The 13300-nt window shown below is 64.2% G+C and carries 11 protein-coding genes; 1 reads left to right on the top strand and 10 read right to left on the bottom strand.

Annotated elements, in window-relative coordinates; all coding sequences use genetic code 11:
* Positions 1–11: 11 nt before the first annotated feature.
* The 6 genes from cysT to AC25ND_RS07040 form a co-directional block, all read right to left on the bottom strand.
* Positions 12–830, bottom strand: a complete 819-nt coding sequence (cysT, locus tag AC25ND_RS07065; protein WP_104833771.1) for a sulfate ABC transporter permease subunit CysT — start codon at positions 828–830, stop codon at positions 12–14.
* Between the two features lie 185 nt (positions 831–1015).
* Positions 1016–2023, bottom strand: a complete 1008-nt coding sequence (locus AC25ND_RS07060; RefSeq protein WP_062359850.1) for a sulfate ABC transporter substrate-binding protein — start codon at positions 2021–2023, stop codon at positions 1016–1018.
* A gap of 48 nt (positions 2024–2071) precedes the next feature.
* Entirely contained in the window at positions 2072–2254 is a 183-nt protein-coding gene (gene oscA / locus AC25ND_RS07055) for a sulfur starvation response protein OscA (protein WP_016489716.1), read from the bottom strand.
* Between the two features lie 258 nt (positions 2255–2512).
* On the bottom strand, positions 2513–5578 hold the full coding sequence (locus AC25ND_RS07050) for an efflux RND transporter permease subunit (protein WP_088852196.1): 3066 nt from the start codon (positions 5576–5578) through the stop codon (positions 2513–2515).
* Positions 5575–6642: an efflux RND transporter periplasmic adaptor subunit gene (locus tag AC25ND_RS07045; RefSeq protein ID WP_028688534.1), complete on the bottom strand. Its 1068-nt coding sequence runs from the start codon at positions 6640–6642 to the stop codon at positions 5575–5577. The genes AC25ND_RS07050 and AC25ND_RS07045 overlap by 4 nt, the downstream gene beginning before the upstream one ends.
* Positions 6639–7727: an efflux RND transporter periplasmic adaptor subunit gene (locus AC25ND_RS07040; protein ID WP_236247705.1), complete on the bottom strand. Its 1089-nt coding sequence runs from the start codon at positions 7725–7727 to the stop codon at positions 6639–6641. The genes AC25ND_RS07045 and AC25ND_RS07040 overlap by 4 nt, the downstream gene beginning before the upstream one ends.
* A gap of 141 nt (positions 7728–7868) precedes the next feature.
* On the opposite strand from AC25ND_RS07040, the gene AC25ND_RS07035 reads away from it, so the two are divergent.
* Positions 7869–9035: an AAA family ATPase gene (locus AC25ND_RS07035; RefSeq protein WP_062359854.1), complete on the top strand. Its 1167-nt coding sequence runs from the start codon at positions 7869–7871 to the stop codon at positions 9033–9035.
* A gap of 60 nt (positions 9036–9095) precedes the next feature.
* Here AC25ND_RS07035 and AC25ND_RS07030 read toward each other — a convergent pair whose 3' ends face one another.
* Genes AC25ND_RS07030 through AC25ND_RS07015 form a run of 4 tightly spaced genes read right to left on the bottom strand, consistent with a single transcriptional unit; the run spans position 9096 to position 13197 of the window.
* Entirely contained in the window at positions 9096–9989 is an 894-nt protein-coding gene (locus tag AC25ND_RS07030) for an ABC transporter permease subunit (protein WP_028688537.1), read from the bottom strand.
* Entirely contained in the window at positions 9986–10867 is an 882-nt protein-coding gene (locus AC25ND_RS07025) for an ABC transporter permease subunit (protein ID WP_175406148.1), read from the bottom strand. The genes AC25ND_RS07030 and AC25ND_RS07025 overlap by 4 nt, the downstream gene beginning before the upstream one ends.
* A 35-nt stretch (positions 10868–10902) precedes the next feature.
* Positions 10903–12045, bottom strand: a complete 1143-nt coding sequence (gene potA, locus AC25ND_RS07020; RefSeq protein ID WP_062359856.1) for a polyamine ABC transporter ATP-binding protein — start codon at positions 12043–12045, stop codon at positions 10903–10905.
* A gap of 57 nt (positions 12046–12102) precedes the next feature.
* Positions 12103–13197: a polyamine ABC transporter substrate-binding protein gene (locus AC25ND_RS07015; RefSeq protein ID WP_062359858.1), complete on the bottom strand. Its 1095-nt coding sequence runs from the start codon at positions 13195–13197 to the stop codon at positions 12103–12105.
* Positions 13198–13300: the final 103 nt, after the last annotated feature.

The following is a 13300-nucleotide window of genomic DNA, read 5'->3' as shown; positions in this document are numbered from 1 at the left end:
GCCGGCCTCCTTCAAGGGGTTTCGATGCGCCGCTGCAGCAGGTTGATCAGCAGCAGCAGGATGAAGGAAACCACCAGCATCAGCACGCCGATGGCGGTGGCGCCGGTGTAGTCGTACTGGTCGAGCTTGACCATGATCAGCAGCGGCAGGATCTCGGTCTTCATCGGCATGTTGCCGGCGATGAAGATCACCGAGCCGTACTCACCCACGCCCCGGGCGAAGGCCAGGGCGAAGCCGGTCAGCCAGGCCGGCAGCAAGGCGGGCGCCAGCACGTGGCGGAACACCTGCAGCGGTTTCGCGCCCAGGCAGGCGGCGGCTTCTTCCACTTCACGCGGAATGTCGGCCAGCACCGGCTGCACCGTGCGCACCACGAACGGCAGGGTGACGAAGGTCAGCGCCAGGGTGATGCCCAGCGGCGTGTAGGCGATCTTGAAACCGAGGTCGGTGGCGAACTGGCCGACCCAGCCCGCCGGGGCGTACAGGGCGGTCAGGGCGATACCGGCGACGGCGGTGGGCAGGGCGAACGGCAGGTCGATCATCGCGTCGATGATCTTGCGCCCGGGGAAGGTGTAGCGCACCAGCACCCAGGCCAGCAGGGTGCCGATCACGCCGTTGATGATGGCGGCGAACAGGGCGGTACCGAAACTCAGCTTCAGCGCGGCCAGCACCCGTGGTGCGCTGATGATGTTCCAGAACTGCTCCCAGGTGAGCTGCGCGGCATGGATGAACATGGCCGCCAGCGGTATCAGCACGATCAGGCTGAGGTACACCAAGGTGTAGCCCAGCGTCAGCCCGAAGCCGGGTATGACGGGGGAAATGCGACGTGACATAAAGGTCCCTGGTTGAACGCACGAAGCCCGGGAGCGCTCCCGGGCCGGTGCAGGCTTCTGAATCCTGGGGCTGCTGCGCAGCCCTTTCGCGACACAAGGCCGCTCCTACAGGGGATCGCGGATTCTTGTAGGAGCGGCCTTGTGTCGCGAAAGGGCCGCACAGCGGCCCCGCTTCTCCATACCGCTTACTGTGCCTGATAGATCTGGTCGAACACCCCACCATCATTGAAGAACTTCGGCTGCGCAGTCTTCCAGCCACCGAAGTCCTTGTCGATGGTCACCAGGTCCAGTTTCGGGAACTGCTGGCCGAATTCGGCGGCGACCTTCGCGTCACGCGGACGGTAGAAGTTCTCTGCGGCGATCTTCTGGCCAGCCGGGCTGTACAGGTGCTTGAGGTATTCCTCGGCGATCTTCTCGTTGCCCTTCTTCTCGGCGTTCTTGTCGACCACCGCCACCGGTGGCTCGGCCAGGATCGACAGCGAAGGCACGACGATCTCGAACTTGTCGGCGCCGCCGTCTTCCTTCAACGCCAGGAAGGCCTCGTTTTCCCAGGCCAGCAGCACATCGCCCTGGCCGTTGTTGACGAAGGTGATGGTCGAGCCACGGGCGCCGGTATCGAGCACCGGCACGTGCTTGAACAGCTCCTGCACGTAAGCCTTGGCCTTGTCTTCGCTGCCACCGGTCTTCAGGCCGTAGGCCCAGGCGGCGAGGAAATTCCAGCGGGCGCCGCCGGAGGTTTTCGGGTTGGGGGTGATGACCGAGACATCCTTCTTGATCAGGTCGCCCCAGTCCTTGATGCCTTTCGGGTTGCCCTTGCGCACCAGGAACACGATGGTCGAGGTGTACGGCGTGCTGGCGTCCGGCAGGCGCTTCTGCCAGTCCTCCGGCAGGGTCTTGCCGAGCTTGGCGATCTCGTCGATGTCACCGGCCAGGGCCAGGGTTACCACGTCGGCGCGCAAGCCGTCGATCACCGCACGCCCTTGCTTGCCCGAACCACCGTGGGACTGCTGGATCTTCACCTTGTCGCCCGGGTGGGCGGCTTGCCAGTGCTTGATGAACTCGGCGTTGTACTGCTGGTACAGCTCGCGGGTCGGGTCATAGGACACGTTCAGCAGTTCGTAGTCCTTGGCGATCGCGGAACCGGCAAAAACGGCACTGGCCAGGGCGGCAAGCGCATAACGGCGGATGGACATGGTGAAGCTCCCGATTGGCATTTTTCTAGTTTTTGAAGTGATGCGGTGTCAGCCGGACTTGTTGCCGGGCTGCTGCAGGCGGAACTTCTCCTTGCGTTCGATCTGCACCACCTGGGCGTTGTGCACGGTGATCTCCACCGCGCCGAAGCGCAGGTCGCGCAGCGCGCTCTGGATTTCACGCAGAATGGTGGCTTCGTCCTGACCGTCGATGCTGCGCAGGGATGCACTCATGCTCGTTCTCCTGTGAGTAAGGGTGCCGGGCAGAGGTTTTGAAGGGGATTGCGCCTGGCTTGAGGGCAATACTAGTGAGGCGCGGATATTCTTAAAAATACTGTTTAAGAATGTTTATATAACCAATTTTAAAGGATGACCTGTAGGAGCGGCCTTGTGTCGCGATGGGCTGCGCAGCAGCCCCGACAATTCTGCAAGATGCCCAGATCCTGGGGCCGCCATGCGGCCCATCGCGACACAAGGCCGCTCCTACAGGGGTCAATGCGGTCGCGGGGTTTTGTCCTCGGGCTCGCGAATCTTGTACCAGGCCACATACAGCGCCGGCAGGAACAGCAGCGTCAGCAGCGTTGCACTGATGATGCCGCCGATCATGGCGTAGGCCATCGGCCCCCAGAACACTTCCCGGGCGATCGGGATCATGCCCAGGCTCGCCGCCGCCGCCGTCAGCAGGATCGGCCGGCGGCGGTGGTTGGTCGCCTCCACCACCGCATCCCACGGCGTATAGCCCTGCTCTTCGAATTCGTCGATCTGGGTCACCAGGATCACCGAGTTGCGAATGATGATCCCTGCCAGCGCGAGGATCCCGAGGATCGCCACGAAGCCCATCGGGGTACCCGTGGGCACCAGCGCCAGCACCACGCCGATCAGCCCCAGGGGCGCGACGCTGACCACCAGGAACAGCTTCTGCACGCTGTGCAGCTGGATCATCAGGAAGGTCGCCATCAGGAACAGCATCAACGGGATGACGTCGGCGATCGGTCCCTGGGCCTTGCTGCTCTCCTCCACCGTACCGCCGGTGGCCACCTCATAACCCACCGGCAGCTGGCTGGCAAAGCCTTCGATACTGGGCTTGAGTTCGGCTACCAGGTCGGTGGGCTGGATATCACCGACCACCGAGGCCTTGATGGTGATGGTCGGCTTGCGGTCGCGACGCCATACCAGCGGTTGCTCCTGCTCATAGCGCACCGTGGCGAAGGCCAACAGAGGAATCGAGGCGCCGCTGGGCGTGACGATCTGCAGGTTCTGCAAGGTATCCGGCGAGCCGCGTTCGCTGTCTTCGGCGCGGGCCACCACATTGACCAGGTAGATGTTGTCGTTGATCTGGGTGACCGGCACGCCGCTGACGATGCTGTTCATCACATTGGCCACATCCTCGGACGACAGGCCCAGCTGGCGCGCCTTGTCCTGAGCGATCTCGATGCGCAGCACCTTACCGGGCTCGTTCCAGTCGTAGATCATCTCGCCGATGTGTTCGTTGCTGTCGAGCAGGGTCGCCAGTTCGATGGCGTGCTTGCGCACCTGGTCGATATCCTTGCCGCTGACCCGGTACTGGATCGGCCGGCCCACCGGGGGCCCCATCTCCAGCGACTGAACGTTGGTACCGATGCCGACGAACTCCTCACGCAGCAGCTTCTGCAGGCGCTGCATCATGCCCTCGCGCTCCTCGAAACCCTTGCTGACGATCACCAGCTGGGCGTAGTACGGGTTCTGCAACTGCTGGTCGAGGGGCAGGTAGAAACGGATCGCGCCCTGGCCGATGTAGGTGCTCCAGTGCACCAGGTCCGGGTCGTCCTTGATCCGCGCCTCCAGGCGGTCGACGACTTTGCGCGTTTCCTCGATCGAGGCATTCTGCGGCAGGTTCAGGTCGACCAGGATCTCCGGCCGGTCCGACGACGGGAAGAACTGGTTCTGCACGAAACGCATGCTGAAGATCGACAGGGCGAACAGCAGCACCGTGCCGATGATGGTCAGCCAGCGGTGGCGCATGCACCACAGCAGCCCGCCTTCGAACGCCCGGCCGACACGCCCGGGCTCGGCCTCATGGGGCTTGAGCTTGCTGCTGCTGAGAATGTGCACGCCCAGTACCGGCGCAAAAAATACCGCCACCACCCAGGACACCAGCAAGGCCACAGCAATCACCGCGAACAGGGTGTAGGTGTACTCGCCCGCGGAACTGGCGTTGAGGCCGATAGGCACGAAGCCGGCCACCGTCACCAGGGTGCCGGTGAGCATGGGGAACGCCGTGGAGGTATAGGCGAAGGTGGCCGCCTGCTCCTTGGTCTCGCCCATCTCCAGGCGCGTGACCATCACCTCGACAGTGATCATCGCGTCGTCCACCAACAACCCCAGGGCGATAATCAGCGCACCGAGCGAGATCCGCTGCATGGTGATGTCGCTGTACTCCATGAACACGAACACCATCGCCAGCACCAGCGGAATCGAGCAGGCCACCACCAGCCCCGCGCGAATGCCCAGGCTGACGAAGCTCACCGCCAGCACGATCACCACGGCTTCGAACAGCGCGCTGGTGAAGCCGCCGACCGCCTGCTTGACCACCACTGCCTGGTCAGACACGTTGTGCACGCCAACCCCCACCGGCAGGTCGCGGACGATGCTGTCCATCCGCGCTTTCAGGGCGGCGCCGAACACCTCGATGTTGGCGCCGGCCTTCATGCCGATCGCCAGGCCAATGGCCGTCTGGCCATTGAAACGGAACATTGGCGACGGCGGGTCGACATAGCCGCGCTCGATATCGGCGATGTCGGCCAGGCGGAAGAAGCGATCGTTGATACGCAGGTTCACCGTTTCCAGGTCCTTCTCCGAGGCAAACTGCCCGGTGGTGCGCACCGAGATGCGCTCGGGTCCGGCCTCGATCACCCCGGCCGGGGTCACCGCGTTCTGCTGCTGCAGGGCCTGCATGGCCTGGCGCTGGTCGATGCCAAGCGCGGCCAGCTTGCGGGTGGAGAAGTTCAGGTAGAGCACTTCGTCCTGGGTCCCGATCAGCTCGACCTTGCCGATGTTGGGCACCTCGCGCACTTCGGCCCGCGCCACTTCCACATAATCGCGCAGTTGCCGCAGCGTGAGGCCGTCGGCGGTAAACGCGTAGATCGAGCCGAACACGTCGCCGAACTCGTCATTGAAGCCCGGGCCCTGGATGCCTGCGGGGAACTGCCCGCGGATGTCCTGGATCTTCTTGCGCACCTGGTACCAGATCTGGGGAATGTCCTTGGCCTTGGTGGTGTCACGCAGGTAGACGTAGACGGTGGATTCCCCTGGACGGGTGTAGCTTTTCACGTAGTCGAGGGAGTCCAGTTCCTCGAGCTTCTTCTCGATGCGGTCGGTGACCTGGTAGAGGGTCTCGTCCTGGGTGGCGCCGGGCCAGCGGGTCTGGATGACCATGGTCTTGATGGTGAAGGATGGATCTTCCTCACGGCCGAGATTGAAGTAGGAGAAGATCCCCATCAGCAGGCCAACGAACATCAGGTACCAGACGAAGGACTGGTGCTTCAGCGCCCATTCCGAGAGGTTGAAGCTTCCTTTCATTGCGCGTCCTCGTCGAAGGTGACCTTCTGGCCGGGCTTGAGGCTGTTCACGCCAGCGGTCACCACGCGCTCGCCGGGCTGCACCCCGGAGGCAAGGACGATGCTGTCGGCGGTACGTTCGATCAACGCGACATCGCGGGTAGCCACGGTTTTCTGCTGCGGATCGACCACCCACACCTGGGTCTTGCCGTCCCGCTCGAGCAGCGCGGTCAACGGCAGCTCGCTGCGCGGGCTCACCGCCGAGGTCAGGGTCACGCTGACCGCGGTGCCCAGGTGAAAGGCATCGGGCGTGCTGGTCAGGGTCAATCGGGCGCGACGGGTACGGGTGGTGGCGTCAGCCTGTGGCTCGAGCTCGCGCAGCGTGGCGGTGGTGTTGATGCCTGGGTCGAGCTGCGAAGCGACGGTAAAGGTGAGGTCCTTGTCCAGCTGTTCGGCGAGCGGAATCGGCAGGTCGATCACCGCCTCCTTGACGTCCGGGCGGGCCAGGGTGACGACCGCCTGACCGGCGCTGACGGTCTGCCCCGCCTCGGCCTGCCAGGCGGTGACCACCGCCGCATGATCACTGCGCAGGGTGCTGTAGCCGAGCTGGTCGCGGGCCTGGCTGACCGCCGAGCGTGCCTGCTCCAGCGCGGCGCCGGTGGTTTTCAGGTCAGTCTGGGCGATATCCAGCTGGGCCTGGGCGCCGACGCCACGGTCGTACAGCTGCTGCTGGCGGCGGGCATTGGCCTGGGCGTTGATCCATTGCGCCTGGACCTTGGCCAGGTCGCCTTCGGCGGCGCGCAGCTGGTTTTGCTGGTCGGTCGGATCGAGGGTCGCCAGGGTGTCGCCTGGGCTTACCCGGGCGCCGACATCCAGCCAGCGCCGGGCGATGCGTCCGGACACCCGAAAACCCAAAGTGCTTTCATAGCGGGCCTGGATGGCGCCGGCAAAGCGGCCCAGCTGCGACTGTACCTGCGGCTCGACCAGTGTCGAGAGCACCGGACGGATCGCCTCAGGTGGCGCCTCATCGCCACCGCAGGCGCCCAGCATCAGGCTGGCCGACAGTATCAGCAACTGACGTTTCATGGCGCGGCCCCTCCGTCCTTGGCGCTGACCTTCTCGACCTGCATGTCCGGATGCAGCAGCTGCCCACCGCCCACCACCACGGTCTCGCCGCCCTTGATACCGTCAGCGATCACCACCTTGCCGGTGAGGTAGCGCGCGACCTGGACCTTGCGCAATTCAACCTTGTCGCCCTCGCCCACCACCCACACCGCCGGCTCCTTCAGCGCCTTGGTCAGGGCCGACCACGGCAGCTCGATGCTGGGCTGCCCCTGGGTGTTGCCAGTGGCCGTGACCGGCGACCCCAGTTGCATGCCCGCCGGCACGTTGCGCAGCGCGACCTTGACCTGCACCGTGCCGCTCTCGGCGGAGACCGTCGGGGTAATCTCGCGGACCCGGCCCTCGGCCTTGATCGCCGGGTTGTCCAAGAGGCTGACGACAACGCCCTCGTCGCTGGGGGACTTCACCAGCAACGATTCGTAGACATTGAACACCGCGTCACGGTCGCCATCGACCGCCAGGCTGAAGATCGGCATGGTCGCCTGCACCACCTGGCCGACTTCGGCCTGGCGCGCGGTGATCACCCCGTCGGCTTCGGACACCAGCGCCGTGTAGCTCAACTGTTCGTTGGCGTTGGCCAACTGCGCCTGGGCGGCCTTGAGCGCGCTCTGGCTGCTGCGCAGCGCGGCTTCGGCGGAATCGTACTCGCTCTGGCTGGTGTAGCCCTTGGGCAGGAGCTTCTGCTGACGCACGAACGCGGCGCTGGCCTGGGTAACCCGCGCCTGCTCGGCGAACACCTCGGCCTTGGCCGAGTCGACGTTGTTCTGCAGGTCCTTCGGATCCAGGCGCGCCAGCACCTGGTTGGCCTTGACGTGGTCGCCGACATCGACGCCGCGGGCGATGATCTTGCCGCCCACGCGGAACGACAGGTCGGTCTGCACCCGCGCCTGCACGTCTCCGGTCAAGGTGACCCGGGCGGCGAAGTCGGTGGGCTGCACCTGTTGCACCGCGACCCGGGGCAACACCGGCGCGGCCTCCTCTTTACCACAGCCCGTCAGCATGAACAGCAGCCCCAGGCAAACGACCATCAGCGGACGCGTTACCGTCATGCAGGCTCCTTGCTTCGACAAAGGGAGTGAGGGATGCGTTTGAAAGCGTAGATCAGGGATGGACAAACGACACCGATGTCGGTTCAACAAAGCACAGCGCTATCGGCGATACTGTGGGCCAGACGCTCAAGGACAATGCTGATGCTGACCACCCTGGCCATTGCCAACTACCGCTCGATCAACCAGCTGGTGATGCCGCTCGGGCAGCTCAACGTGATCACCGGTGCCAACGGCAGCGGCAAGTCCAACCTGTACAAAGCCTTGCGCCTGCTGGCCGAGACCGCCCGCGGCGGCGTGGTCAACGCGCTGGCAGCCGAGGGCGGGCTGGAGTCGACCTTCTGGGCCGGCCCCGAGAAACTCTCCCGGCGCATGCTCAACGGCGAGGTGCCGGTGCAAGGCGGGCCACGCCAGCAGGCCAGGCGCCTGAAGATGGGCTTCGCTGGCGAAGACTTCGGCTACGCGATCAGCCTCGGCCTGCCCGAACCCAGCCGGTCAAAGTTCGCCCTGGACCCGCAGATCAAGCAGGAGACGATCTGGGCAGGCCCCCTGTGCCGCCCCGCCAGCCTGCTGGTGCAGCGCAATGCAGGGATGGTCAAGGCCCGCGATGGGCGCCAATGGCAGGTGCTGCACCAGCACATGACCGAGTTCGACAGCCTGTTCGACCAGGTCGGCAGCCTCCAGGGCTCCCCCGAGGTGCCGCATCTGCGCGAGCAGATCCGCAGCTGGCGCTTCTATGACCATTTCCGTACCGATGCCGAGGCCCCTGCCCGGCAATCACGGCTGGGCACGCGCACGCCGGTGCTGCATCACGACGGCCGTGACCTCGCCGCCGCCCTGCAGACCATCGACGAGATCGGCGACCTGCAAGCCCTGCAGGACGCCGTGGGCGACGCCTTTCCCGGCGCCCGGCTCGCGGTCGATGCCCAGCCCGGCGGTCTGTTCGGCCTGCGCTTGCACCAGGCCGGACTGCTGCGGCCGCTGAGCGCCGCGGAGCTGTCCGACGGGACCCTGCGCTACCTGTTGCTGGTGGCGGCCCTGCTCACGCCGCGCCCGCCGAGCATGATGGTGCTCAACGAGCCGGAGACCAGCCTGCACCCGGACCTGCTGCCGGCACTGGCACGCCTGATCCGCCGCGCGGCCCAGCAATGTCAGGTATGGGTGGTATCGCACGCGCCCCGGCTGGTGGCGGCGCTGGAGGAGGATGCCGACTGCAATTCGATCCACCTGGAGAAAAACTTGGGGCAGACCGGTATCGTCGGACAAGGCATGCTGGATGAACCGGCCTGGAACTGGCCGGACCAGGGCTGAAACGATCGCGGGGCAAGTCGCATCGGTGCGCCGATGCGACTTGCCCCGCGATGCGTTGGCTCAGGCCTGCGCGGTGGCCTGGGCCGGACGACGCACCTGCGGCTGCGAGACGTTCGCCGCGGCGCCCTCTTCGATGGCCTGCTGGATCGCCCGGCGGCGACGCTCTTCGGCCTGGCGGCTGAAGTACCAGACCAGGAAGGTCACCAGCGACACCGACAGCAGGATCAGGCTGGCCACGGCGTTGATCTCCGGCTTCACGCCCAGGCGCACGGCCGAGAACACTTCCATCGGCAGGGTGGTCGAGCCCGGGCCGGAGACGAAGCTGGCCAGCACCAGGTCATCCAGCGACAGGGCGAACGACATCATGCCGCCCGCCGCCAGCGACGGCGCGATCATCGGGATGGTGATCAGGAAGAACACCTTCCACGGCTTGGCGCCCAGGTCCATGGCCGCCTCTTCGATGGACAGGTCCAGCTCGCGCAGGCGCGCCGACACCACCACCGCCACATAGGCGGCGCAGAACGTGGTGTGGGCGATCCAGATGGTGACGATGCCCCGCTCCTGGGGCCAGCCGATCATCTGCGCCATGGCCACGAACAGCAGCAGCAGCGACAGACCGGTGATCACCTCGGGCATCACCAGCGGCGCGGTGACCAGGCCACCGAACAGGGTGCGGCCCTTGAAGCGGGTGACCCGGGTCAGCACGAAGGCCGCCAGGGTGCCCAGCGCCACGGCGGCGACCGCCGTGTAGCAGGCGATCTCCAGTGAGCGCATCACCGAACCCATCAGCTGGGTGTTGTCGAGCAGGCCGACGTACCACTTCACCGACCAGCCGCCCCACACCGTCACCAGTTTCGAGGCGTTGAACGAGTAGATCACCAGGATCAGCATCGGCAGGTAGATGAACAGCAAGCCGAGCACCAGCATCAGCTTGGAGAAACTGAAGCGTTTCATGCGCGGCCCTCCATCTCTTTGGCCTGGCTACGGTTGAACAGCAGGATCGGCACGATCAGGATCGCCAGCATCACCACCGCCAGGGCGGATGCCACCGGCCAGTCGCGGTTGTTGAAGAACTCCTGCCACAGCACTTTACCGATCATCAGGGTTTCCGGACCGCCCAGCAGTTCCGGGATGACGAACTCACCGACCACAGGGATGAACACCAGCATGCAGCCGGCGATGATGCCGTTCTTCGACAGCGGCACGGTGATTTTCCAGAAGCTGTTGAAGGTGCTCGAACCCAGGTCCGATGCGGCTTCGAGCAGGCTCTGGTCATGCTTTACCAGGTTGGCGTACAACGGCAGGATCATGAACGGCAGGTACGAATAGACCACGCCGATATACACCGCCAGGTTGGTGTTGAGAATCTGCAGCGGCTGGTCGATCAGGCCCAGCCACAACAGGAAGCTGTTGAGCAGCCCGTTGTTGCTGAGGATGCCCATCCAGGCATAGACGCGGATCAGGATCGCGGTCCAGGTCGGCATCATGATCAGCAGCAGCAAGACCGTCTGCGATTCCTTGTTCGCCTTGGAGATGGCATAGGCCATCGGGTAGCCGATCAGCAGGCACAGCAAGGTGCTGAAGAAGGCCACTTTCAACGAGCCGAGGTAGGCCGCGATGTACAGTTCATCCTCGGTCAGCAGGCCGTAGTTGGCCAGGTTCAGCACCAGCTGGACCTTGCCTTCCAGATAGGTATAGATCTCGGTGTACGGCGGAATCGCCACGTCGGCTTCGGCAAAGCTGATCTTCAATACGATGAAGAACGGCAGCATGAAGAACAGGAACAGCCAGATGAACGGCACGCCGATCACCATGTGCCGTCCTTCGGGGATCAAGCGCTGGAGGGCTCGTTTGAGCTTTCGTGGTTTCATGAGCGCAGTACCACGCCGCTGTCGTCTTCCCACCACACGTAGACTTCGTCATCCCAGGTCGGGCGGGTGCCCTGGCGCTCGGCGTTGGCGACGAACGACTGGACGATCTTGCCGCCGGGCAGCTCGACGTAGAACACCGAGTGGCCGCCGAGGTACGCGATGTCGTGGACCTTGCCGCGCGACCAGTTATGCTCGCAGGTCGGCTGCTCGGTGGTGACCAGCAGCTTCTCCGGACGCAGGGCGTAGGTGATGTGCTTGTCCTCGACCGAGGTGGTGACGCCGTGGCCGACGTAGATCTTGCGCTCCAGTTCCGGGCTGGCAATGATCGCGTGGCCTTCGGCGTCGTCGACCACCTCGCCCTCGAACAGATTGACGTTGCCGATGAACTCGCAAACCAGGCGGCTGGTCGGGGTTTCATAGACGTCGATCGGGCTGCCGATCTGGGCGATCCAGCCCAGGTGCATGATGGCGATGCGCTGGGCCATGGTCATGGCCTCTTCCTGGTCGTGGGTCACCATCACGCAGGTCACGCCCACGCGCTCGATGATCTCCACCAGTTCCAGCTGCATCTGCGAACGCAGTTTCTTGTCCAGCGCGCCCATCGGCTCGTCGAGCAGCAACAGTTTCGGGCGCTTGGCCAGCGAGCGGGCCAGGGCCACGCGCTGACGCTGGCCACCGGACAGCTGGTGCGGCTTGCGCTTGGCGTACTGGGTCATGTGCACCAGCTTGAGCATCTCGGCCACGCGGGCTTCGATCTCGGCCTTGGGCATCTTGTCCTGCTGCAGGCCGAAGGCGATGTTCTGCGCCACGGTCATGTGCGGGAACAGCGCGTAGGACTGGAACATCATGTTGATCGGCCGCTCGTAGGGCGGCATGTCGGTGATGTCGACGCCATCGAGGAAGATCCGCCCTTCGGTCGGACGCTCGAAGCCGGCCAGCATGCGCAGCAAGGTCGATTTGCCGGACCCGGAGCCGCCCAGCAGGGCGAAGATCTCACCCTTGCGGATTTCCAGGGACACATCGTCCACGGCTACCGTTTCGTCGAATTTTTTTGTGACCCGGTCGATCTTGACCAGCACCTGCTTGGGTTGCTGGCCACCCTCGAGGGCTTTCTTATAGGCACCGGAGGCAACTGCCATGAGTGAAACTCCCAACAAGATTTATGTGCCCGCCGCTGCGCTGGCGGGCCTGGATTGTTACTTGCCCGACTTGACCTTGGTCCAGCTGCGGGTCATCAAACGTTGCACCTTGGGTGGCAACTCAGCGTTGACGAACATCTTGTCCAGCACTTCCTGCGGTGGGTAAACCGCGGCGTCAGTCCTCACGGCCTGGTCCATCAGGTCGCCAGCCTTGGGGTTCGGGTTGGCGTAACCGACGTAATCACTGACCTGGGCGATCACCTCAGGTTTCAGCAAATAGTTGATGAAGGCGTGGGCCTCCTTGACGTTGCTGGCGTCCTTGGGAATCGCCAGCACATCGAACCAGAGGTTGCCGCCTTCCTTGGGAATGGCGTAGGCCAGTTTCACGCCCTTCTTCGCTTCTTCAGCGCGGGCCTTGGCCTGGAAAATGTCGCCGGAGAAGCCGGCGGCCACGCAGATGTCGCCGTTGGCGAGATCGGTGATGTACTTCGATGAGTGGAAGTAGGTCACGTACGGGCGCACGGCCAGCAGTTTCTCTTCCGCCTTCTGGTAGTCCTTGGGGTTGCTGCTGTTCGGGTCCAGGCCCATGTAGTTGAGCACCGCCGGGAGCATCTCGTCGGCCGAGTCGAGGAAGGCCACGCCGCACTGGCTGAGCTTCTTCATGTTCTCGGGTTCGAACAGCACCGCCCAGGAGTCGATCTTGTCAGTGCCCAGTACCGCCTTGACCTTCTCGACGTTGTAGCCGATGCCATTGGTGCCCCACAGGTAAGGGACGGCGTACTGGTTGCCCGGGTCGTTCTTCTCCAGACGCTTCATCAGCGCCGGGTCGAGGTTCACGTAGTTGGGCAGCAGGTCACGGTCGAGCTTCTGGAAAGCGCCCGCCTTGATCTGCTTGCCGAGGAAATGGTTGGACGGCACGACCACGTCATAGCCGGTGCGCCCGGCCAGCAGTTTGCCTTCCAGCGTTTCGTTGCTGTCGAAGACGTCGTATTTCGGGGTGATGCCGGTTTCCTTCTGGAAATCGGCGAGGGTATTGGGGCCAACGTAGTCGGACCAGTTGTAGATGTGCACCGTGGGCGCCGCTTGGACGCTGCAAGCCAGCGTCAGACCCGCTCCGGCCATCAAGGCCTTGCGAAAAACAGAAATAGACAAGTGGGTGGTCCTCACAATCAGTGCCTTTGCGGGCAGTAAACCTCGGCCGCACACGCAAAACCGGCGCGCAACTTACCTTCACGGCGTGGATGCCGCAAACTTA

Source organism: Pseudomonas sp. P110(2024) (assembly GCF_057480795.1).
The sequence above is the reverse complement of the archived record's forward strand: the minus strand, read 5'-3'. Positions and strand labels throughout refer to the sequence as shown.

Coding starts and splice junctions, on each gene's coding strand:
- AC25ND_RS07030 (WP_028688537.1), bottom strand. CDS start 9,989: ATGAAACGCTTCAGTTTCTCCAAGCTGATGCTGGTGCTCGGCTTGCTG.
- AC25ND_RS07035 (WP_062359854.1), top strand. CDS start 7,869: ATGCTGACCACCCTGGCCATTGCCAACTACCGCTCGATCAACCAGCTG.
- oscA (WP_016489716.1), bottom strand. CDS start 2,254: ATGAGTGCATCCCTGCGCAGCATCGACGGTCAGGACGAAGCCACCATT.
- AC25ND_RS07040 (WP_236247705.1), bottom strand. CDS start 7,727: ATGACGGTAACGCGTCCGCTGATGGTCGTTTGCCTGGGGCTGCTGTTC.
- AC25ND_RS07045 (WP_028688534.1), bottom strand. CDS start 6,642: ATGAAACGTCAGTTGCTGATACTGTCGGCCAGCCTGATGCTGGGCGCC.
- AC25ND_RS07050 (WP_088852196.1), bottom strand. CDS start 5,578: ATGAAAGGAAGCTTCAACCTCTCGGAATGGGCGCTGAAGCACCAGTCC.
- potA (WP_062359856.1), bottom strand. CDS start 12,045: ATGGCAGTTGCCTCCGGTGCCTATAAGAAAGCCCTCGAGGGTGGCCAG.
- AC25ND_RS07060 (WP_062359850.1), bottom strand. CDS start 2,023: ATGTCCATCCGCCGTTATGCGCTTGCCGCCCTGGCCAGTGCCGTTTTT.
- cysT (WP_104833771.1), bottom strand. CDS start 830: ATGTCACGTCGCATTTCCCCCGTCATACCCGGCTTCGGGCTGACGCTG.